We start from the raw sequence: 22,443 nt of genomic DNA on the forward strand, positions 1-22,443 counted from the left end.
TCTGGTCAGCGTCTCGCGGGTGGTTTGATGCAATCAATCTGCAAGGAGATAGAAAATGAAAAAACTCGCCGCAGTGCTGGCCGTGTGTACCATGGCCTTTACCCTGGCTGCCTGTTCCAGCAACTACGTGATGCATACCAATGATGGCCGCACCATTGTTGCTTCTGGCAAACCTAAAGTAGACGATGATACCGGTATGATCAGCTATAAAGATGCCAATGGCAACCAGCAGCAGATTAACCGCTCAGATGTCAAAGAGATGGTTGAGATGGGGCAGTAATCGACAGATAAAAAAAAGCACCGCAATTTGCGGTGCTATGTAAATCACTTTGGACAGACAGGGTAAATCTACAGGAATTAAAAGCTTGATCTGCAATCGTCAGATCAAAATGCAAACACAACATCACGACCACAAGCCAAAAGCTCTCCAAAAGTCTGCGAACTAACGCACATTTCCAGAAATCTTTTCGTTCCGGCTTAGGAAGTGCGGCAACTATAGGTATTTGCTGGAGCTTCCTCAACGGACAATTTATAATGTCTCGGATTAAAAAAACTAATACCGTATGACTTGTTATAAGTTGCAGTATTACTCTGTTGATCCGGATACGGAAAACCATGTCAAAACGCCTTCCCCCGCTGAATGCTTTACGCGTCTTTGATGCTGCGGCACGCCATTTAAGCTTTACCAAAGCTGCTGAGGAGCTGTTTGTTACCCAGGCAGCTGTCAGCCATCAGATTAAATCTCTGGAAGATTTTCTCGGTCTTAAGCTATTTCGCCGGAGGAATCGTTCGCTTTTGCTGACGGAAGAAGGGCAAAGCTACTATCTGGATATCAAGGAAATTTTCTCCGCGCTAAACGATGCGACGCGTAAACTACAGGCACGCAGCGCCAAAGGGGCGCTGACGGTTAGCCTGCTGCCGAGCTTTGCCATTCAGTGGCTGGTGCCACGTCTTTCCAGCTTTAATACAGCTTATCCGGGTATTGATGTTCGCATCCAGGCCGTTGACCGCGATGAAGAGAAACTGGCGGATGATGTGGATGTGGCGATTTTCTATGGTCGTGGCAACTGGCCGGGGTTACGCGTGGAGAAACTCTACGCGGAATATCTGTTGCCGGTTTGCTCACCGTTATTGCTGACCGGGGACCATCCTCTGAAGTCACCGGCTGATCTGGCGCACTTCACACTGCTGCACGATGCCTCACGCCGTGACTGGCAATCCTATATCCGCCAGCTAGGCTTGCAGCACATTAACGTGCAGCAGGGACCGATTTTCAGTCACAGCGCGATGGTGTTGCAGGCGGCGATTCACGGTCAGGGCGTGGCGCTGGCGAATAATGTGATGGCGCAGAGCGAAATTGAAGCGGGTCGTCTGGTCTGTCCTTTTAATGACGTATTGGTCAGTAAAAATGCTTTTTATCTGGTTTGTCATGACAGTCAGGCAGAACTGGGTAAAATAGCCGCCTTTCGACAGTGGATCCTGGCCAAAGCCGCAACCGAACAAGAGAAATTTCGTTTTCGTTACGATCACTAACGCGTTGATTGTTGCACAGTGACGTGCGTATTCACTCTGAGGATTGTTTGATGTCCAGTCGTGCGATGTTTATTTTTGCAGCCATTAGCGGTTTCACGCTGGTGGCTTTTGGTGCTTTTGGTGCCCATGTGTTGAGTAAATCCCTTGGCCCAGCTGAGATGGCGTGGATTCATACCGGCCTTGAGTATCAGGCCTATCATACGCTGGCGATTATCGGTCTTGCATCGGCGATGTTGCGCCGTGCCAATATCTGGTTTTACTGGAGCAGCGCGGCGTTAGCCTTGGGCACCGTGTTGTTCAGCGGCAGCCTCTATTGCCTGGCGCTGTCGCATCTGAAGTTTTGGGTATTTGTAACGCCAGTCGGTGGCTTTGGCTTCCTGATTGGCTGGTTTTTGATGTTGATTGGCGCACTGCGTCTGAAACGAAAGGCAGAACGCCATGAATAAAGTTTTACTCTATTGCCGTCCCGGCTTTGAGAAAGAGTGTGCGGCAGAGATCAGTGCGAAAGCGGCTGTGCGTGAGATCTATGGTTTCCCGCGCGTAAAAGATGATGCCGGTTATGTGTTATTTGAGTGCTACCAACAGGAAGATGCAGAAAAACTGATCAGCCAGTTGCCGTTTGCTGAACTGATTTTTGCCCGCCAGATGGTGGTGGTGGGTGAGTTGCTGCGTGATTTGCCGCCAGAAGATCGTATTTCACCGATTGTCGGTATGCTGACGGGCGTGGTGGAGAAGGGCGGTGAATTGCGTGTTGAAGTGCCGGACACGAATGAAGCCAAAGAGCTGACCAAATTCTGCCGCAAATTTACCGTGCCGCTGCGTGCCAGCCTGCGTGAAAATAAAATTCTGCTCAACTACGAAAGCCCGAAGCGTCCAGTGGTGCATGTGTTCTTTATTGCGCCCGGCACCTGTTATGTCGGCTACTCATTGCCGCAGAATAACTCGCCGTTCTATATGGGCATTCCGCGTCTGAAGTTCCCGGCCGATGCGCCGAGCCGTTCCACTTTAAAACTGGAAGAGGCGTTTCACGTCTTTATCCCGGCTGACGAATGGGATGAACGTTTGGGCAGTGGGATGTGGGCGGTTGACTTGGGGGCATGCCCCGGCGGCTGGACTTATCAGTTGGTGAAACGCAGCATGATGGTGTATGCGGTTGATAATGGCCCGATGGCTCCGAGCCTGATGGATACCGGGCAGGTTACGCATTGCCGTGAAGATGGTTTCCGTTTCCGCCCACCGCGTAACAACATCAGTTGGCTGGTGTGCGACATGGTGGAAAAACCAGTGCGCGTTGCCAGCCTGATGAGCGAATGGCTGGTCAATGGTTGGTGCCGCGAGGCGATCTTTAACCTCAAGCTGCCGATGAAAAAGCGCTACGAAGAGGTGACGCAAAATCTGGCAATGATCGATGCCACCCTGAAAGAGCATGGTATCAATGCGCAGATTCAGGCGCGTCAGCTCTATCATGATCGCGAAGAAGTGACGGTGCATGTGCGCCGTATCTGGGCCGCCGTCGGTGGTCGCCGCGACGAACGCTAATTTTGCTATATACGTAGCGGCGCGATTATCGCGCTGATGTTGAAAGTCGCGGCGCTACGAATTCGTGTTAATGAGCAACATTATTGGTGGTTATACCGCAGCGTATTCAGATTGCCCTGCAATACCAGGTCCCGCTTCAATGTCGAGACCTGGCGGCAAATCTCCGCCATATCACGCTGTGCCTGCAATTTCCCCTGCCACTTTGTTGGCACTTGATCCCACTGCTGGTAAATCGCTTCCAGCGAACCAAATTGCGCAATCAGTTCCCGCGCACTTTTCGGGCCGATGCCCGCCACACCGGGAATCTTGCTGCTGCTGATGCCACACAATCCCCAGTAATCCGCCAATTGACCGGGTGTGACGCCGAACTCTTGTTCGATAAAGGGGACGTCCAGCCAGCGTTTCTGGAAGTAATCGCGAATGCGGATATTCGGGGCCAGCAGTTGGCAATAACCTTTGTCTGTCGAAACGATGGTTGCCTGATGTCCGGCATCAGCCATTTTGACCGCCAGTGTGGCGGCCAGATCATCGGCTTCGTCCAAATCGGCGATCCAGCAACTGACCCCTGCCGCCTGAAACGCTTGTTGGATGGCAGGCATTTCCGACTGCAAATCATCCGGCATCGGTGGACGGCCCGCCTTGTAATCCGGCAATAACGTATGACGCCAGCCAGGCTGGCGTGTGGCACTATCAAACACCGCAACCACATGTGTCGGGCGGGTATGGCCCAACAACTGATGTAATGCTGCCACGCAGGCATCGCGGCATGGTGAGCCCTGAACGGCATGTAAACGACGGATCAGGTTCAGGGCATCAACAATAAGAAGATGGAAAGACATGATGATAGCGGCAGCCCGCAGGCTGCCTTCCTGAGTTATTTGATGATTTCGTAGCAGGGGATATACGCGGTGCCCGGCAGTTTCATGCGGTGTTGGGCGACGAAGCCCTGTAGCAGTTCATCCATGCGGTGCATGATGTCCTGATCGCCATGAAGTTTGTACGGACCTTTTTCGCGGATCTCGCGAATACCCACTTCTTTCACGTTACCGGCGACAATGCCAGAGAAGGCTCGACGCAGGTCTGCCGCCAGTTTTTCTGCGGGTTGATTGGTATACAGGTTCAGGTTAGCCATATTTTCGTGGGTAGGCAGGAACGGCAGTTGCAGGTCCGGCACGATACGAATTGACCAGTTAAAGCTGTATGCATCACCGGTTTCACGACGATACTCTTTCACCTGCGGCATTGCGTGCTTCATCAGGCGGGCCACTTCGGCAGCATCATCAATAATAATTTTGTAATGTTTGCGCGCACTTTCGCCCAGCGTGCTGACAATAAAATCATCCAGAACGCGGAAGTAATCAGCGCTCTCCTGCGGGCCGGTCAGAATCAACGGCAGTACCTGATCGCTATTCTGCGGGTTCATCAGAATGCCAAGCAGATACAGCAATTCTTCCGCGGTGCCAACGCCACCAGGGAAGATCACGATGCCGTGGGCAATACGCACGAAGGCTTCGAGACGTTTTTCGATATCCGGCATGATAATCAATTCATTGACCAGCGGGTTCGGTGGTTCAGCGGCAATGATTGAAGGCTCAGTCAGGCCAATAAAACGACTGTCGCGATAGCGTTGCTGTGCATGACCCACTGCGGCACCTTTCATCGGCGCTTCCATCACCCCCGGACCACAGCCGGTACAGATATTGAGTTCGCGCAGGCCAAGTTGTGTGCCGACGTTACGACAATACTGATATTCCACAGCGTTAATCGAGTGACCACCCCAGCACACCACGGTATTGGGATACTCACCGACGTGCAGCGCACGGGCGTTACGCAGGATAGAAAAGACCAGGTTGGTGATATGTGCCGAGTCTTCAGCATCCAGATTCTGAAAGCGTTCGGCAGCGGAAAGCTGGCCATTCACAAACAGAATGTCGCGCAGTACGGCAAACAGGTTCGCCTGTAATGAGCGGATAATCCGGCCATCGACAAAGGCTTCTTCCGGTGGGTTGATCAGTTCAAGTTTAACGCCACGCTCACGGCGTAATACGTTGATATCAAAGCTTTCAAAGCGGGAAAGCAGTTCATGACTACTGTCGGTCTGACTACCAGAATTGAGCACCGCGAGTGAACAGTTGCGAAACAGTTGGTACAGGTCGCTGCTGGCGGTGCGTTTCAGCATATCGACTTCCAACTGGGAGAGCAGATCCATCGAGCCAAGAGGGCTAATATGAGTAATCAAGAGAACTCCTTTACACGCAAGCGCGTGACTGATGACGCTGTGCTTAACTTCCTGAGCACAGTGACGAATATCCCTGGTCGCGCACGGTTAGCCGCCCGCGCCTTGGACAGAGTAGCCTTGTCTGCGGTCAATGCTCAAGTGGAACCGCGCATCCGTGCCGCGGCCTGCGAGGTATCTCGCAATCTGTTACTGGCGAACCAGGCGGGAAAATCCCGGTGAGAAGGGCACATTGCTACGCCACGGGTTGATATCCAGCCCACCACGGCGGGTGTAACGGGCATAGACCGTCAGCGCTTCCGGTTGGCAAAAGCGTTGAATGTCATTGAAAATGCGCTCAACGCACTGTTCATGAAACTCATTGTGCTGACGGAAAGACACCAGATAACGTAGCAGTGCTTCACGATCGATCCGTGGGCCTTTATAGCGAATCATCACCGAACCCCAGTCAGGCTGGTGGGTGATGAGACAGTTAGATTTCAGAACATGGCTGACCAGCGTTTCTTCAATAATGTCGTGGCCAGCGGCCTGCGCCAGGTGATCGGCACTAAACGCATAGTCGTGAATCTCAATGTCCTGTTCATCGATCAGTTCACCGGTAAAATGACCGATCGGTTGGCCTTCGATTTCACCGAGGCGGAACAGCGCCACGCTAACTTCACCTTCAGCACAGGCGCTGAGATCACGCTCCAGCGTTTGGCGAACTTCCCCCCAGTCGGCGAAAATCGTCTGATTAAAACTGTTAAGATAGAGCTTGAAACTCTTGGACTCGATAAGATTGCGGCTCGCAGCGTTGAGTACCACTTCGCCTACCGCCACCTGTGGTACGCCTTTGCTGTTAAGCCAGGAGAGTTCGTACAGCGTCCAGATATCTGCGCCGTGAAAAGGCAGGTTGTCGGGAAACAGCCCCAGCGGTTCGCGATTGAGACTGCGTGGCACAGCCTGTAACAGCGAACGGTCGTAATGATCGACATACGCCGTGGGTTTACCCAAGGTCAGGCCGCTTAATACCTGATCCTGTTGTTCAGTAGACATAACGGTTACCACTAAAATCCATCAAAGTGGCTAAGTGTAACCTATCAGAAGCGAGAAGATGAATGATGCAGCAAACCGTGGATGCTCTGCGCGATTTTACCGCCCGATATTGTGACGAATGGCAGCAGCGCACCGGGCATTTACCTGCAAGCAGTGAACTGTTTGGCGTACCTTCCCCTTGTATACAGAGCACGGTGAATGGTCGTGTGTTGTGGCAGCCACAGCCTTTTACCTTGCCTGCCACGCTGGCTGCGGTTGAGCGCGCACTGGAGATTGAGCTTCGGCCCGAAATCACCGCGTTTTACACCACTCAGTTTGCCGGTGATATGACCGCCCGTTTTCAGCAGCAGGATATGACCTTGCTACAGGTATGGAGTGAGGACGACTTCACGCGGCTACAGGAGAATTTGATTGGTCATCTGGTCATGAAGCGTCGCCTGAAGCAAAGCCCCACTTTATTTATCGCCACCACTGATTCCGAACAGGATGTCATCTCCCTGTGCAATCTTACCGGTGAAGTTATTCTTGAGCATCCTGGTAGCAAAAAGCGCGAAGTATTATCCCCAGAAATTAAGATGTTTCTTAATAACTTACAACCAGTTAGCGAGTAAATTGCAGACATTGGCCTGTATCTGTGTAAGAGATCTCTCACATAGCGTGTGAGAGATCGGCAAATTGTACTGAAGAATTCAGGAAGCCAGGCTTGTAAAAATATTGTGAATCATGAGTTTATGGCAGCAGTCCGAAAATAATTCGATAACTGACTGATGTAACGGCTTTTAGTACCTTGTTTACGCGATAGTTTCTGCCAGAATAGTCACCACTGGCAGGAAGCCACGGATTAAGCGATGTTCAGGAGAATGTCAGCCAGGGGGCTGGAGCGTAACGGAGTTTACGGCACACGGAAGGCTTCATGATGAAGCAGGACACTCAGGAGTGAGTCAGGGACACCTCCAGGACGGAGAATGAGAGCCACGCGGGATGTGGCGGGCCAGGATGCTAAGGACCAATGTCAGGATGACAAGCGAAGGACAGCACAGGAAAAGTTGTCACGGATGAGCAGGGAGCACAGCGGTGGCGGGATTGCTGCAAACGAACCGGGAGCACTGTAATTACAGTGCTCCCCTTTTTTTATGCGTTTTTTGAGCATCGCCCGACAAGTGATATGCTTGCCGCCCGATTTTTCTCTGGAGGTGGCGCATGTCGTCGCAACAACTTATTTTGCAGCGGCTACAGCAGGTCGAAGCGGTGATGCGCGAGCACGACCACTGGCAGACGCAATCCCCCGATGCGGCAGCGTTTGCCAGTACCCAGCCCTTTTGCCTTGATACGCTAGCACCTCTTGAGTGGTTACAGTGGGTGTTGATCCCGCGTATGCAGGCGCTGATTGACGCCGGTGCACCCTTGCCGCAAAACTTCGCCGTAGCGCATTATTATGAAATGGCGCTTCCTCCCGGCACGCCGGGCCATCCCATGCTGTTGCTGACCTTACGCCAGCTTGATGCCTTATTTTCGGAACCCACAGCCTGATGTTGGAAATTATTTATCAGGACGAGTGGCTGGTCGCGGTCAATAAACCTGCGGGTTGGCTGGTGCACCGAAGCTGGCTCGACCGCAAAGAAAAAGTGGTGGTGATGCAGACTGTGCGCGATCAGATCGGTCAGCACGTCTTTACCGCACACCGGCTCGATCGCCCCACTTCCGGCGTATTGTTGATGGGACTGTCGAGCGAGGTTGGCCGGCTGCTGGCTCAACAATTTGAGCAACATCAAATCCGCAAAACCTACCATGCCGTGCTGCGTGGCTGGCTGACGGAAAGCGGCACGCTGGATTATCCGTTGGTCGAGGAACTCGACAAAATCGCCGATAAATTCGCCACCGAACCGCGTGGCCCGCAACCGGCCGTCACCGACTTTCAGATGCTGGCCCACACCGAGATGCCTGTGGCGATTGGCCGCTATGCCAGCGCGCGTTACAGTCTGGTGGAGATGCAACCGCGCACCGGGCGTAAGCATCAGCTGCGACGCCATATGGCGCATCTGCGCCATCCCATTATTGGTGATACCACGCACGGCGATCTGCGCCAGAATCGTGGTGCGGCAGCAAATTTTGGTCTTGATCGCCTGATGTTGCATGCCAGTGCGCTGAGTCTGAATCATCCGGTGACAGGGGAGCCGTTGGTGATTCGTGCCGGGTTGGATGCCGTCTGGCAGCAGATGCTGCATCAGTTTGGCTGGCAGGATCAGATCCCTGATGTTCCCAGGGTTGAGTTTGCCGATGAGGCAGTCCAGGATAAGCCAACAGAATAAGGAGCGGCTTGATGGCAAAGATTGGCATTTTTGTAGGTACGGTTTACGGCAATGCGTTGTTGGTTGCGGAAGAGGCGGAGCCGGTGTTGCAGGCGCAGGGTCATGAAGTGAAAGTCTTTGAAGACCCATCGCTGGCGCAGTGGCAGGATTATCAGCAGGATGTGGTGTTGATTATCACCTCCACCACTGGACAAGGCGATTTTCCCGATAGTATCGCCGGGCTGTACCATGCGGTGAAAGATCAACTGGGCTATCAACCTGACTTGCGTTACGGCGTAATTGCGCTGGGCGACAGCAGCTACGATAACTTTTGCGGCGCGGGTAAAACCTTTGATGCGCTGTTGCAGGAGCAGAGCGCCAAACGTGTCGGTGACCTGTTAACGGTAGATGCGACAGAAGATCCGGAGCCGGAATCCGTGACGACACCCTGGGTGGAAAACTGGGGTAAATTGTTGTAATTCCGTAGCGGCGCGATTTATCGCCAAAAATCCGCGCGATAAATCGCGCCGCTACGTGTTAATGCGTACCAGATTTTATCAGGTCACGGGTGCCGGATTGAACACCGCCAACTGATTGCGAATGCCCCAGCGATCTGACCATGTCTGCTTACGTGCGCTGGCAATATCCAGAATCAGTTCAAACAACCGCCAACCCACCTGCTCGATACTCTCCTCGCCGGTGGCGATGGTGCCCGCATTGATGTCCATCAGATCATGCCAGCGTTCAGCCAGTGCGCTGCGCGTAGCCATCTTGATCACCGGAATTGCCGCCAGACCATACGGCGTACCGCGACCGGTGGTAAATACCTGCAACGTAATGCCGGATGCCATCTGCTGTGTACCGCAGACAAAATCGCTGGCGGGGGTCGCCGCATAGATCAAACCGCGCCTGGTAGGTCGCTGTCCTGGAGACAGCACTTCAACGATCGGGCTGCGGCCTGATTTGGCAATCGATCCCAGCGCTTTTTCTACCACATTTGCCAGGCCGCCTTTTTTGTTGCCGGGCGAGGGGTTGGCGCTCCGGTCGGTTTGACCGAGGCTGAGGTAGTCGTCATACCATGCCATCTCTTCCAGCAGACGTTTGCCGGTCGCCTCATCGACCACGCGCGGCGTCAGCAGATGGATTGCATCGCGCACTTCAGTCACTTCAGAAAACATCACTGTCGCGCCGCAACGTACCAGCAAATCAGAAGCAAAACCCACCGCCGGGTTAGCGGTGACACCGGAAAACGCATCGCTGCCGCCACATTGCATGCCGATGACTAACTCAGAAGCCGGGCAGGTTTCGCGCTTGCGTTGATTCAGTCGCTTCAGGTGGCGCTCAGCGACCTGCAAAATCTCATCCACCATCGCGCCGAAGCCGACCAGACGCTCATCCTGCAAACGCACAATGTCGTTATCGTCCAGCGAAATGGCCTGTACATCGGGCGTGCCGGTGAGCAGGCGTTCCGGCTGTAATTTCTCGCAACCGAGGCTAACCACCATCACTTCGCCGCCAAAATTGGGGTTCAGCGCCAGGTTATGAATGGTGCGAATCGGTACCACTGCCGCCGGCGCGTTGATCGCCACACCACAACCATACAGGTGATTCAGCGCCACTACGCCATCAACATTGGGATAACGCGGCAACAGATCCCGCTCGATAATTTTCACCACGTAATCCACCACGCCCGCGACACAATGCACGCTGGTGGTGATGCCGAGAAGATTACGGGTTCCCACGCTGCCATCGGCATTGCGGTAGCCTTCGAAGGTATAACCCTCAAGTGGCGGTAAATCCGGTGGGACATTATTCGCCAGCGGCAGGCTGGCGAGAGGGGGCGCTTCGGGCAGCGCCACCAGCGACTCTTCAATCCAACTGCCCTGAGCAATCGGACGTAGCGCATAGCCGATCACTTCGCCGTAGCGCACAATCGCGCCCTGCTCAGGAATATCAGCCAGCGCGACTTTGTGGCCCTGCGGCACATGCTCAGTCAGTTGCAGCCCATCGTCAAAGCGGGTGCCCGCAGGCAGCCCCTGGTTATTCACCACGATGGCGACGTTATCGCTATCGTGCACTTTAATATAAAGCGGTTTCTCGCTTAGAGGTCGGTTCATTGCTCACCTTCCATTCTGCCGCGCTGTACATGGCAACGCGGTGTCATTGATTGCTTCCGTCACGCCATCTTTTTTTTGCCAGCCTTAGTATATGCAGGGGTATTACCCAATACATTGTGCAACTGACTGGCTTTTAGCGATTTTATTGCGTCAGTTTGAGACGTTTCACCAAACACAAGTGAAGGGACTCACAAAGCGTCATAAGGCTGTACGTTAATTAACCATTGTTGGGTTGATTTTGATGGTTCCGTGAGCCATGCCGCAGCGTTATGTGCAAACGCCATAAAATATGTATCCAGGTGATGAAATCATCGGGCTTTCTTCCAGTGTTTCGCTCTCCGCCTGTTCCTATACTGGCTCTCGTTATCCAACGTTAGGTTATTCGTCACGACGCATCATCGTATTGCCAATATAAAAATCGCCGTGTTTAACCAAACATCATTCTGATACCCAACGCGATGTGTATGCAGTCAGAGTGAATGTAGCTACCGCTATATTTCAGGAGTGCATCATGAATAGTTTTAGCCAGACAGCGGAAGCGGTGCAAAAGCGCACCAACGCCCGTTACTGGATTGTGGTGATGTTGTTTATCGTCACCTCTTTCAACTACGGGGACCGTGCAACGATTTCGATTGCCGGTTCTGCTATGTCCAAGGATATCGGCCTTGACTCGGTCGGTTTAGGATATATTTTCTCAGCATTCTCATGGGCTTATGTTATCGGCCAAATACCCGGCGGTTGGCTGCTCGACCGCTTCGGCTCCAAACGCGTTTACTTCTGGAGCATCTTCACCTGGTCGCTGTTTACCTTCCTGCAAGGATTCGTCGACCTGTTCAGCGGCTTCGGCATTGTGGCTTCGTTGTTTATGTTGCGCTTCCTCGTGGGGCTGGCTGAAGCACCGTCGTTCCCTGGTAACAGCCGTATCGTTGCTGCCTGGTTCCCTGCGCAAGAGCGCGGCACTGCCGTGGCTATCTTTAACTCCGCCCAATACTTCGCCACGGTAATTTTCGCGCCGATTATGGGTTGGCTGACCTCGGAAGTGGGCTGGGCGCATGTGTTCTGGTTTATGGGTGGACTGGGCATCATCATCAGCTTTATCTGGCTGAAAGTGATTCATGATCCTAACGATCATCCTGGCGTCAACAAGGCTGAGCTGGAGTATATGGAGCAGGGCGGTGCGCTGATCAATATGGACAGCAAGAAGTCCGAGCACAAAGTCAGCTGGGGAGAGAAGTTCTATCAAATCAAACAGCTGCTCTCCTCTCGCATGATGTTGGGTATCTATCTCGGCCAGTACTGTATCAACGCCTTGACCTACTTCTTTATCACCTGGTTCCCGGTATATCTGGTGCAGGCGCGTGGTATGTCGATTCTGAAAGCCGGGTTTATCGCCTCCGTTCCAGCGATATGCGGCTTCCTTGGTGGCGTATTGGGCGGGGTGATCTCCGATTACCTGATGCGTAAAACCGGTTCTTTGAACATTGCGCGTAAAACCCCGATTGTGGTCGGCATGCTGATGTCCATCAGTATGGTGATGTGTAACTACACCCAAACTGAGTGGGTGGTGGTGTTCTTTATGGCACTGGCGTTCTTTGGTAAAGGCATCGGGGCACTGGGCTGGGCAGTGATGGCGGATACCGCGCCGAAAGAGATCAGCGGCCTGAGCGGCGGTCTGTTCAACATGTTCGGTAACTTCTCCGGCATTGTCACCCCGATCGCCATTGGCTACATCATTGCCACCAGCGGTTCTTTTGAAGGTGCACTGATTTATGTCGGTATCCACGCCTTCGTCGCAGCGTTCAGCTTCCTGGTGATTGCCGGGGACATCAAACGTGTCGAATTGAAACATCGGGCATAAGGACAGAGCATGAATACGCAAAGTACCCCGGTTATCACCGATATGCAGGTGATTCCGGTTGCCGGTTACGACAGCATGCTGCTCAACATCGGCGGCGCACACAGCGCTTGTTTTACCCGCAACATTGTGGTGCTGACCGATAGCGCCGGGCATACCGGTGTCGGTGAGGCGCCGGGTGGCGAAACCATTTATCAGACGTTGGTGGATGCGATTCCGCAGGTGAAAGGCCAGCAGGTGGCGCGTATGAATCGCCTGGTGCAGCAGGTGCACAAAGGCAACCAGTCGGCGGATTTCGATACCTTCGGTAAAGGTGCGTGGACGTTTGAACTGCGCGTCAACGCGGTGGCTGCGCTGGAAGCCGCGCTGCTGGATTTGCTTGGTCAGTGCCTGGGGGTTCCGGTGGCGGAGCTGCTTGGCCCGGGTCAACAGCGTGATGAAGTCGTGGTCCTCGGTTATCTGTTCTACATTGGTGATCGACGTAAAACTGATCTGCCGTATCTGGGCGGCGAAGCTGCCAGCCATGACTGGTATCACCTGCGCCATCAGGAAGCATTAACGCCGGACGCGGTAGTGCGTCTGGCGGAGGCAGCGCAGGACAAATACGGTTTCAAAGATTTCAAACTGAAAGGCGGCGTGCTGCCGGGTGAGCAGGAAATTGCTTCTGCGGTGGCGTTGAAAAAACGTTTCCCGGATGCGCGTATCACCGTCGATCCCAACGGGGCCTGGTTGCTTGATGAGGCCATCAGCCTGTGTAAAGGCATGGGGGATGTCCTGACCTATGCGGAAGACCCTTGTGGGGCTGAGCAAGGCTACTCTGGTCGCGAAGTGATGGCGGAGTTCCGTCGCGCCACCGGCCTGCCGGTGGCCACCAACATGATCGCCACCAACTGGCGTGAAATGAACCATGCGGTGATGTTGAATGCTGTCGATATCCCGTTGGCTGACCCGCATTTCTGGACGCTGAGTGGCGCGGTGCGCGTGGCGCAGTTGTGTGACGATTGGGGCCTGACCTGGGGTTGCCACTCCAACAACCATTTCGACATTTCGCTGGCGATGTTCACCCATGTTGGCGCGGCCGTACCCGGTAAACCCACCGCCATTGATACCCACTGGATCTGGCAGGAAGGCGACCAGCGTCTGACCAAAGAGCCGCTGCAAATCCGCAACGGCAAAATCGCCGTACCGGACAAACCCGGCCTCGGCATTGAACTGGACTGGGATCGTCTGCAACAAGCCAATGCGCTGTACAAATCTCTGCCGGCAGGCGCGCGCAACGACGCCACGGCGATGCAATATCTGGTTCCCGGTTGGTCGTTCGACCGTAAGCGTCCGGCCTTCGGTCGCAGCAAAGTTTAAGGAGCAGGAAATGAGTCAGACACCGAAAATTACATCCATGCAGGTCATCCCGGTGGCCGGTTATGACAGCATGTTGCTCAACCTGAGCGGCGCACATGCCCCTTTCTTCACCCGTAACATCGTCATCATTAAAGACAATGCGGGCCATACCGGAGTTGGGGAGATTCCGGGCGGCGAGAAGATTCGTCAGACGTTGGAAGATGCGGCAGCGCTGGTAGTACATAAAACCGTTGGCGAGTACAAAAACATTCTTAACCTGGTGCGCAGTACCTTTGCCGACCGTGATGCTGGCGGGCGTGGCACCCAGACGTTTGACCTGCGCACCACCATCCATGTGGTGACCGGGATTGAAGCGGCTCTGCTCGATCTGCTCGGCCAGCATCTGGGCGTCAATGTGGCGTCGTTGCTGGGTGATGGTCAGCAACGCGACCGGGTAGAAATGCTGGGTTATCTGTTCTACGTCGGCGATCGCAAGAAAACCTCGCTGCCGTACCAGAGCCAGGAAAATGACAAATGCGACTGGTATCGCCTGCGCCATGAAGAAGCGCTGACGCCGGATACCGTGGTGCGTCTCGCGGAAGCGGCGTATGAAAAATACGGCTTCAATGATTTCAAACTGAAAGGGGGTGTGCTGCGTGGTGGTGAAGAGGCCGAGGCGGTCACCGCACTGGCGAAGCGTTTCCCACAGGCGCGCGTCACCCTCGATCCGAACGGTGCCTGGTCGCTGAATGAAGCGATCCTGCTGGGGAAACAGCTGAAGGGCGTGTTGGCCTATGCTGAAGACCCGTGTGGGGCTGAACAGGGCTATTCCGGACGCGAGGTGATGGCGGAATTCCGTCGTGCCACCGGGCTGCCTACCGCCACCAATATGATCGCCACCGACTGGCGTCAGATGGGCCACACCCTGTCACTGCAATCCGTCGATATCCCGCTGGCCGATCCTCACTTCTGGACCATGCAAGGCTCGGTGCGCGTGGCGCAAATGTGCCACGACTTTGGCCTGACCTGGGGCTCGCACTCCAACAACCATTTCGATGTGTCGCTGGCGATGTTTACGCATGTCGCGGCGGCGGCGCCGGGCGCGATTACCGCCATCGATACCCATTGGATTTGGCAGGAAGGTAACCAACGCCTGACCAAAGAACCGTTCCAGATCAAAGGCGGCATGGTTCAGGTGCCGCAGAAACCAGGTCTGGGTGTTGAGCTGGATATGGATCAGGTGATGCAGGCCAATGCGCTGTATCAGAAACACGGGCTGGGCGCGCGCGATGACGCTCAGGCGATGCAATTCCTTGTGCCCAACTGGACTTTTGATAACAAACGTCCGTGCCTGGTGCGCTAATTTTTTCCGTTACAGGAGTCAAGATAATGAGCAATACAGCCTGGCCGAATGCGTTTCGTCGCCGTTTGCTGGCAGGAGAAACCCTGATTGGTAGCTGGTGTGCGCTGGCCAACCCAATCACCACCGAAGTCCTGGGGCTGGCGGGTTTTGACTGGCTGGTGCTGGATGGCGAACACGCGCCGAATGACATCACCACTTTTATTCCGCAACTGATGGCGCTGAAAGGCAGCCACAGCGCACCGGTGGTTCGTCCACCCTGCAACGAACCGATCATCATCAAGCGTCTGTTGGATATCGGTTTCTATAACTTCCTGATTCCGTTTGTTGAGACGGCGGAAGAAGCAACGCGCGCCGTCGCCTCCACCCGCTATCCGGGAGCCGGTATTCGCGGTGTGTCGGTATCGCACCGTAGCAACATGTACGGCACGCTGCCGGATTACAACGCCACCATCAACGACAACATCACGGTGCTGGTGCAGATCGAATCCCAGTTGGCGGTGGACAACATTGACGCCATTGCTGCGGTGGAAGGTGTGGATGGCATTTTCGTGGGACCGGGCGATCTCTCTGCTGCGCTGGGTTATCTCGGCCAGCCTGCTCATCCGGAAGTACTGAAAGTCATTAAATACATTTTTGAACGCGCCAAAGCGGCGGGTAAGCCGAGCGGCATTCTGGCTCCGGTAGAAGCCGACGCCCGTCGTTATCTGGAATGGGGAGCCAGTTTTGTTGCCGTTGGCAGCGATCTGGGTGTTTTCCGCAACGCCACACAGGCGCTGTGCGACAAATTTAAGAAGTAACTGACCAAGGGGCAACGTAATGAAAATTGGATTTATCGGCCTGGGCATCATGGGCAAACCGATGAGTAAAAACCTGCTGAAAGCGGGCTATTCGCTGGTGGTACGTGACAACAACGCAGCAAGTGAAGCCGAGCTGGTTGAGCTGGGGGCTACAGTCGCGAAAAGCGCGAAAGAGGTGGCGCAGCTGGTAGATGTGGTGATCACCATGGTGCCAAACTCACCGCAGGTGAAAGAAGTGTGTCTGGGCGAGAACGGCATCATTGATGGTGCGAAACCCGGCCTGATCGTGATTGATATGAGCTCCATTGCGCCACTGGCCAGCCGTGAAGTCCACGACGCACTGGCAGTGAAAGGCATCAAGATGCTGGATGCGCCGGTCAGCGGCGGTGAGCCGAAAGCAATTGAAGGCACGCTGTCGGTGATGGTTGGCGGCGATAAAGCGGTGTTTGATCAGTGCTACGACATCATGAAAGCGATGGCGGGTTCGGTGGTCCACACCGGTGATATCGGTGCGGGCAACGTTACCAAGCTGGCAAACCAGGTGATTGTGGCGCTGAATATTGCCGCAATGTCTGAAGCGCTGTCGCTGGCGACCAAAGCGGGTGTAAACCCGGAACTGGTCTATCAGGCGATTCGTGGTGGTCTGGCAGGCAGCACGGTGCTGGATGCCAAAGCGCCGATGGTGCTGGACCGCAACTTCAAGCCGGGCTTCCGCATCGATCTGCACATCAAGGATCTGGCTAATGCGCTGGACACCTCGCATGGCGTGGGTGCGCAATTGCCGCTGACCGCTGCGGTGATGGAGATGATGCAGGCGCTGAAGGCCGACGGTCTGGGTACCGCCGACCACAGTGCGCTGGCCTGCTATTATGAAAAATTAGCGAAAGTTGAGATTACCCGGTAGCTCGCGCGTCCGGTATCGCTGATACCGGACAGCCAGGTTGCCTTAGCAGGACGGATTTCCGTCATCAACCGCGCTCGGATTGCCTATGAAAATCGTTATCGCACCGGATTCGTATAAAGAGAGTTTATCCGCCCTGGAAGTGGCTTCAGCGATAGAAGCGGGATTCCGCGACATCTTCCCTGAAGCTGACTACGTAAAAATACCGGTCGCCGACGGTGGTGAAGGCACGGTAGAAGCGATGGTGGCGGCAACGCAGGGAAGCATTGTCAGGCTGACGGTCACCGGACCGCTGGGTGAGCCTGTTGATGCGTTTTACGGTTTGTCGGGTGATGCCCGCACCGCGTTTATCGAAATGGCGGCGGCCAGCGGCCTGGAACTGGTGCCAACCTCACATCGTGACCCACTGATTACCACCTCCTTTGGTACTGGCGAACTGATCAAGAACGCGCTGGATCGTGGGGTGGGACATATCATCATTGGTATTGGCGGTAGCGCCACCAACGATGGCGGCTCGGGCATGATGCAGGCGCTTGGCGCGCGTTTGCTGGATCAGCAGGGCAACGAGATTGCCTACGGCGGCGGGGCCTTGCCACAGTTAGCCCGCATTGAAATCGCTGGCCTCGATGCGCGCATTCGGCAGTGTCGTTTCGAAGTCGCATGTGATGTGACCAATCCGCTCACCGGAGAACAAGGGGCTTCGGCGGTGTTTGGCCCGCAGAAGGGGGCGACACCTGAGCTGGTACAGCAATTGGATCGGGCGTTGGCGCATTACGCCGATATTATTCATCGCGACCTGGATATTGATGTACTGCATATTGCGGGGGGCGGTGCGGCAGGCGGCATGGGTGCGGCGCTGCATGCGTTTTGCCAGGCTGACCTGCGTCGCGGTATCGAGATTGTTACCGAAGCGCTGGGCCTTGCCGAGCAGGTGCATGATGCCGATCTGGTGATTACCGGTGAAGGTCGCATCGACAGCCAGACCATCAACGGCAAAGTGCCGATTGGTGTGGCGCAGGTGGCAAAACGATTTAATAAGCCGGTCATCGGCATTGCGGGCAGTTTGACGGCCGATGTGGGCGTAGTACATGAACATGGGCTGGATGCCGTGTTCAGCGTGTTGTTTGGTATCTGCTCGCTGGAAGAAGCGCTGACGAATGCCGCGCAGAATGTGCGTCTGACGGCTCGTAACGTGGCGGCAACGATTAAGGTTGGCAACAGCCTGTAGCGGCGCGATTTATCGCGCCGGTTTTTCCCGTATCGCGCATGAAATTGCGTGATACGGGGGAATTATACCTGCAACAACGTGCGCGCTTCGCGTGCCACGTTTTCCATCTCGTCGCTCAACTCCAGCAATTCCGGCTCCAGCGCAGCAATATCACTTTCCTGATGCAGACTCTTTTCCAGTTGCCGACACAGTTCCTTCAAACGCGGTACGCCACTGTAGCTGGCGCTGCCATGTAGCTTGTGAATGATTTCGCGCAGCCCGGTCACATCGTTATTTTCCATACACTCTTCCACGCGCTGCGCCACTTCTGGCAGGAAATCCAGCAGCATCTGCAACAGATCGCGTGCGAGATCCTCTTTATGTGCTGCCTGGCGTAATGCCAACGCCCAATCCAGTGAAGGGGCCACCGCCGGGGCGGGTGAGCTGAGAGCGACGTTACGCGGCGCATAACGTTGCAGCAGTTGGCTGAGTTTATCCTCATCAATCGGCTTCGCCAGATAATCGTTCATCCCGGCATTGATCAACTGCTCGCGTTCGCCATCCAGCGCATGGGCAGTGACCGCCACAATCGGCGTTGCTGCATGCAACGGCAGGCTGCGGATAATCTCACTGGCGCGGATACCGTCAATCTCCGGCATTTGAATGTCCATGAGAATCACATCCAGCGGGCGCAGACGTGCCTGGCGAATCGCCTGTTCGGCGTTGTCGCACAGAATGATGTGTTCGACCTGTTCCTCCAGCAGGGCACCGATCAACTTCAGGTTGGCCGGATTGTCATCTACCGCCATCACCGTCAACGGTTGGCGTGCCCCACGCGGCAGGGCTTCGCGTTGTCGGCTGTGGAAGTCGAGCAGCATCGGTAACAGGCGTGTCAGCGATACCGGTTTGGTCAGGCAACCGGCAATGCCGCGGGCACGCAGTTCATCGGCATGCAACATCATTTCACTGGGGAGCGCCAGCAACACCGAATCGGCGCGGCTTAACAGGTGCGTGATCAGGTCATCCGGTAAGGCCGATGTGGTTTTGCCGTCAACCGGAAGCCCCATCAACAAGAGCGGGAAGTGGGCATCGCCCAATTCTTCCAGCGTGGCGGCATGATGTACCTGCAACGGGGTGCCGCTCAGCATCTCCAGTACCGCTTTTGCCACCGCCGGATGCGGCTCGATGTAGGCCAACAGGGAGGGACGCAAATCCTCCAGCGCTCGCGGATGCGGGGGCGCATTCGGATTGAGATCCAGTTGGATATGAACCCAAAAGGTCGACCCTTCGCCCTGGCGGCTGTGGAAAGCGATTTCGCCACCCATTTCATGTACCAACTTCTGGGTGATCACCAGACCCAGTCCGGTGCCGCCGTGACGGCGCGAGATACTGGCATCCGCCTGACGGAATGCCTGGAATAGCTGCGTTTGTTGTTGATCGGAAATACCAATGCCGGTGTCGTGCACCTGAATTTCCAGTGCGACACGCGTGGTGTTGGTATTGCGCAGTTCAACGCGCAGGTCGATATGCCCTTGTTCGGTAAACTTGATGGCGTTGCCGATCAGGTTAATCAGAATCTGTTGCAGGCGCAGGGGATCGCCAATGACATTGTCCGGCACCTGTTGTTCCAGGCAAACGGTGATTTCCAGCCCTTTCTCGTGAGCAGAAGGCGCCAGCAACACCAGGGTTTCATCCAGCGTGGCGCGCAGGGGGAAGGGGATCGACTCCAGCACCAGTTTGCCCGCTTCCAGCTTGGAGAAATCAAGAACGTCATTGATGATGCTCAACAGGTTGGCGGCGGAGCGCTCAATGGTGCTCATATAATCGCGCTGGTTGGTGCTAAGGCCGGTTTTCAGCATCTGGCGGGTGAAGCCAATCACCCCGTTCAACGGCGTGCGGAGTTCATGCGACATATTAGCCAGGAATTCGGATTTGATGCGCGCCGCTTCCTGGGCGCGTTTTTTCGCCAGATCCAGCTCGACGTTTTGGATCTCCAACTGCTCCAGCGTCTCCCGCAGGTCGTACGTTGCCTGGTCAATATTCTGCTGCATCTCTTCATGGTAGGCGGTCAGCGACATCGCCATCGCGTTGATACCGTTCTTCAGAATGCTCAGCTCGCCCAGCATGTAGCCTTCGACACGGCTGTCGAGCTGTCCCCGGCGAATGCGGTCCACGGTGGTGACCATATTACGAATCGGACCAGTGACGTCGCGCATCAGGCGGTAGGCGAACAGCATGGCGATACACAGGCAAAACAGCAGCAGCAGGGTGGCGACAAACACCTCTTTGTATTGCTCAAGACGTACTGATTGCAGATCCAGCTCGATCGCCACATAACCCAGCGGATTGCCGGTGGGCTTTGCATCTTCGCGCGGCAGTTCATCGACGGAATAGCGCTCCGACACGATCGGCGTGCGGAGCACCATCAGGTTGCCACGACGTTCAACCGAGACGCCATCTTCCAGCGTGGAGATATCCTCTTTCTGCACCAGACTGAGGTTCTGGTTGTTATTTGAGGTGACGTAGATGTGATTGTTGTTGTCGAAAACGGTAATCGCACGGACAATATCGGAATGTCGGCGATGCAGCAGGCTGACCAGTTCGCGTATCGCATCGCGGTTGTGCCATGTCATGCCATATTCGGCGGAAACCGCCAGCGGCTCGATAATGTTCGCACCCGCATCCTGGACCTGATGCTGCAATTCGTTATAGCGGTGAACCACGAAAAAAGTACTGAGCAACAGGCCAATCATCAGCGTTGGCGCCAGTATCAGGATCATCATTCGCGCCCGCAGGCTGTATTTGGTCATAATTAAGGCCTGGCGACTCCTGGCAAGTTTATCCCTGTGCAAACTGCACAACCCAATCAGAATAGAGAATTTACAACACTATGGCGCAATTTTACTCCGCAAAACAGCGGGTGACGACCAGGCAACGTATTACCGTCACTATCGAAGACCTTGATCCCTTTGGACAAGGTGTTGCGCGCCATAATGGCAAAGCGATGTTTGTCAGCGGTGCGCTACCCGGCGAGCAGGCTGAAGTGACGCTGTTGGAAGATAAACGCCAGTACGCGCGCGCAAAAGCTACGCGTATCACCAATCCCAGTGCAGAGCGAGTGGCACCGCGCTGCCCGCACTTTGGCGTGTGTGGCGGTTGCCAGCAACAGCATGTCTCGGTGGCGTTGCAGGAACAAAGCAAAGCCAAGGCGCTGGCAAGGATGCTGAGTCGTGACGCCCCTTTGCCGGTGCGCGTCGATGAAATTATCAGCGGCCACGCCTGGGGTTATCGTCGTCGCGCGCGCTTGGGGTTGCAGTGGCACCCAAAACAGCAGCGTTTGCAGATGGGGTTTCGCCAGGCGGCCAGCAATGATTTGGTGGAGTTGACGCAATGCCCCATTCTGGCGCCCGAACTTGAAGCGTTATTGCGGCCTCTGCACCACTGCCTCAGTGGCTTAAATGCGGTGAAACGTCTGGGCCATGTTGAACTGGTGCTGGCGGATAATGGCCCGCTGATGGTGCTGCGCCATCTTGATGCATTGTCCTCAGACGATCGTGCAAAACTGGAACGCTTTTCGCATGAACATGATTTGATGCTGTATCTCGCTGATGGTAGCGATGATCTGACAGCCCTGAAGCCTGATACGCCGTTTTATCGCTCATTCAACCTGCAACTGACCTTCAGCCCACAGGATTTTATTCAGGTGAATGATGGGGTGAATCAGCAAATGGTAGCGAAAGCCATCGACTGGCTCGACCTGAAGCCACAGGACCGGGTGCTGGATCTGTTTTGCGGCATGGGCAACTTCACATTGCCTATAGGAAAGTTCGTAGAAAATGCCGTTGGTGTGGAGGGCGTTGCAGCATTAGTACGGCAGGCAGCGTATAATGCAGACCTGAATAATCTGAAAAATGTCCGTTTTTTCCAGCATAACCTGGAGGAAGACGTTGCGCGCCAGGCATGGGCTGCGCAGGGATTTAATAAGGTGTTACTGGACCCGGCGCGTGCCGGGGCGGCGGGTGTGATGTCGCACATTGTTAAACTTGCGCCGGAACGCGTGGTCTATGTTTCTTGTAACCCGACAACACTTGCCCGCGACAGTCAGACATTACTGTCAGCGGGTTACCATTTGGAAAGGGTCGCGATGCTGGATATGTTCCCTCATACCAGCCATCTCGAATCCATGGTGCTGTTCAGCAAAACATAAGCGACACCTAAGTCGCTGTGGCAGGAG

At 54.9% G+C, this 22,443-nt stretch carries 20 protein-coding genes; 15 read left to right on the forward strand and 5 right to left on the reverse strand.

Annotation, left to right across the window (positions count from 1 at the left end; all coding sequences use genetic code 11):
- The first annotated feature begins 55 nt into the window (after nucleotides 1-55).
- From CTZ24_RS12830 to rlmM, 4 genes are all read left to right on the forward strand, one after another.
- Complete coding sequence (locus CTZ24_RS12830; RefSeq protein WP_013510266.1) at nucleotides 56-280, forward strand: YgdI/YgdR family lipoprotein; 225 nt, start codon at nucleotides 56-58, stop codon at nucleotides 278-280.
- 335 nt (nucleotides 281-615) lie between these two features.
- Complete coding sequence (locus CTZ24_RS12835) at nucleotides 616-1,533, forward strand: transcriptional regulator GcvA (protein WP_013510265.1); 918 nt, start codon at nucleotides 616-618, stop codon at nucleotides 1,531-1,533.
- Between the two features lie 50 nt (nucleotides 1,534-1,583).
- Nucleotides 1,584-1,979, forward strand: coding sequence for a DUF423 domain-containing protein (locus CTZ24_RS12840; protein WP_021184555.1), 396 nt, complete (start codon nucleotides 1,584-1,586; stop codon nucleotides 1,977-1,979).
- Nucleotides 1,972-3,072 (forward strand): 23S rRNA (cytidine(2498)-2'-O)-methyltransferase RlmM, encoded by a 1,101-nt coding sequence (rlmM, locus tag CTZ24_RS12845; protein WP_208723718.1) that lies wholly within the window; start codon nucleotides 1,972-1,974, stop codon nucleotides 3,070-3,072. Before CTZ24_RS12840 ends, rlmM begins: the two co-directional genes overlap by 8 nt.
- Nucleotides 3,073-3,152: 80 nt before the next feature.
- On the opposite strand, the gene xni is transcribed toward rlmM, so the two are convergent.
- From xni to queF, 3 genes are all read right to left on the reverse strand, one after another.
- Nucleotides 3,153-3,911 carry a flap endonuclease Xni gene (gene xni, locus CTZ24_RS12850; protein WP_208723719.1) on the reverse strand — a complete coding sequence of 253 codons (759 nt, stop codon included), beginning with the start codon at nucleotides 3,909-3,911 and terminating at the stop codon, nucleotides 3,153-3,155.
- Between the two features lie 35 nt (nucleotides 3,912-3,946).
- On the reverse strand, nucleotides 3,947-5,311 hold the full coding sequence (gene ppnN / locus CTZ24_RS12855; RefSeq protein WP_021184552.1) for a nucleotide 5'-monophosphate nucleosidase PpnN: 1,365 nt from the start codon (nucleotides 5,309-5,311) through the stop codon (nucleotides 3,947-3,949).
- A gap of 186 nt (nucleotides 5,312-5,497) precedes the next feature.
- Entirely contained in the window at nucleotides 5,498-6,343 is an 846-nt protein-coding gene (gene queF, locus CTZ24_RS12860) for an NADPH-dependent 7-cyano-7-deazaguanine reductase QueF (RefSeq protein ID WP_208723720.1), read from the reverse strand.
- A 62-nt stretch (nucleotides 6,344-6,405) separates the two neighbouring features.
- On the opposite strand from queF, the gene syd reads away from it, so the two are divergent.
- The 4 genes from syd (at nucleotide 6,406) to CTZ24_RS12880 (ending at nucleotide 9,110) form a co-directional block, all read left to right on the forward strand.
- Nucleotides 6,406-6,954, forward strand: coding sequence for a SecY-interacting protein (gene syd / locus CTZ24_RS12865; protein WP_208723721.1), 549 nt, complete (start codon nucleotides 6,406-6,408; stop codon nucleotides 6,952-6,954).
- A 589-nt stretch (nucleotides 6,955-7,543) separates the two neighbouring features.
- Nucleotides 7,544-7,873 carry a YqcC family protein gene (locus CTZ24_RS12870; RefSeq protein ID WP_208723722.1) on the forward strand — a complete coding sequence of 110 codons (330 nt, stop codon included), beginning with the start codon at nucleotides 7,544-7,546 and terminating at the stop codon, nucleotides 7,871-7,873.
- The gene (truC, locus tag CTZ24_RS12875) at nucleotides 7,873-8,652 is read left to right on the forward strand and encodes a tRNA pseudouridine(65) synthase TruC (protein WP_021184549.1); all 780 of its coding nucleotides are present in this window, start codon (nucleotides 7,873-7,875) and stop codon (nucleotides 8,650-8,652) included. The genes CTZ24_RS12870 and truC overlap by 1 nt, the downstream gene beginning before the upstream one ends.
- Before the next feature lie 11 nt (nucleotides 8,653-8,663).
- Nucleotides 8,664-9,110, forward strand: a complete 447-nt coding sequence (locus CTZ24_RS12880) for a flavodoxin (protein ID WP_208723723.1) — start codon at nucleotides 8,664-8,666, stop codon at nucleotides 9,108-9,110.
- A 78-nt stretch (nucleotides 9,111-9,188) separates the two neighbouring features.
- Here CTZ24_RS12880 and garD read toward each other — a convergent pair whose 3' ends face one another.
- Nucleotides 9,189-10,748: a galactarate dehydratase gene (garD, locus tag CTZ24_RS12885; protein WP_021184547.1), complete on the reverse strand. Its 1,560-nt coding sequence runs from the start codon at nucleotides 10,746-10,748 to the stop codon at nucleotides 9,189-9,191.
- 511 nt (nucleotides 10,749-11,259) lie between these two features.
- On the opposite strand from garD, the gene CTZ24_RS12890 reads away from it, so the two are divergent.
- The 6 genes from CTZ24_RS12890 (at nucleotide 11,260) to CTZ24_RS12915 (ending at nucleotide 18,230) form a co-directional block, all read left to right on the forward strand.
- Nucleotides 11,260-12,606 carry an MFS transporter gene (locus CTZ24_RS12890; RefSeq protein WP_021184545.1) on the forward strand — a complete coding sequence of 449 codons (1,347 nt, stop codon included), beginning with the start codon at nucleotides 11,260-11,262 and terminating at the stop codon, nucleotides 12,604-12,606.
- A 9-nt stretch (nucleotides 12,607-12,615) separates the two neighbouring features.
- Nucleotides 12,616-13,962 (forward strand): enolase C-terminal domain-like protein, encoded by a 1,347-nt coding sequence (locus CTZ24_RS12895; protein WP_208723724.1) that lies wholly within the window; start codon nucleotides 12,616-12,618, stop codon nucleotides 13,960-13,962.
- 10 nt (nucleotides 13,963-13,972) lie between these two features.
- A complete protein-coding gene (gudD, locus tag CTZ24_RS12900) occupies nucleotides 13,973-15,304 on the forward strand; it encodes a glucarate dehydratase (protein WP_021184543.1) in 1,332 nt (443 codons plus the stop codon).
- Between the two features lie 26 nt (nucleotides 15,305-15,330).
- Nucleotides 15,331-16,101 carry a 2-dehydro-3-deoxyglucarate aldolase gene (garL, locus tag CTZ24_RS12905; RefSeq protein ID WP_021184542.1) on the forward strand — a complete coding sequence of 257 codons (771 nt, stop codon included), beginning with the start codon at nucleotides 15,331-15,333 and terminating at the stop codon, nucleotides 16,099-16,101.
- 19 nt (nucleotides 16,102-16,120) lie between these two features.
- Nucleotides 16,121-17,005 carry a 2-hydroxy-3-oxopropionate reductase gene (gene garR / locus CTZ24_RS12910; RefSeq protein WP_021184541.1) on the forward strand — a complete coding sequence of 295 codons (885 nt, stop codon included), beginning with the start codon at nucleotides 16,121-16,123 and terminating at the stop codon, nucleotides 17,003-17,005.
- Between the two features lie 85 nt (nucleotides 17,006-17,090).
- Nucleotides 17,091-18,230, forward strand: a complete 1,140-nt coding sequence (locus tag CTZ24_RS12915; protein WP_208723725.1) for a glycerate kinase — start codon at nucleotides 17,091-17,093, stop codon at nucleotides 18,228-18,230.
- Between the two features lie 62 nt (nucleotides 18,231-18,292).
- Here the strand turns inward: CTZ24_RS12915 and barA are convergent, their stop codons facing one another.
- Nucleotides 18,293-21,019 (reverse strand): two-component sensor histidine kinase BarA, encoded by a 2,727-nt coding sequence (barA, locus tag CTZ24_RS12920; RefSeq protein WP_208723726.1) that lies wholly within the window; start codon nucleotides 21,017-21,019, stop codon nucleotides 18,293-18,295.
- A gap of 80 nt (nucleotides 21,020-21,099) precedes the next feature.
- On the opposite strand from barA, the gene rlmD reads away from it, so the two are divergent.
- Nucleotides 21,100-22,416 (forward strand): 23S rRNA (uracil(1939)-C(5))-methyltransferase RlmD, encoded by a 1,317-nt coding sequence (rlmD, locus tag CTZ24_RS12925; RefSeq protein WP_208723727.1) that lies wholly within the window; start codon nucleotides 21,100-21,102, stop codon nucleotides 22,414-22,416.
- Nucleotides 22,417-22,443 lie beyond the last annotated feature (27 nt).

Origin of the sequence: Pantoea phytobeneficialis (assembly GCF_009728735.1) — a bacterium.
Classification (GTDB): domain Bacteria; phylum Pseudomonadota; class Gammaproteobacteria; order Enterobacterales; family Enterobacteriaceae; genus Pantoea; species Pantoea phytobeneficialis.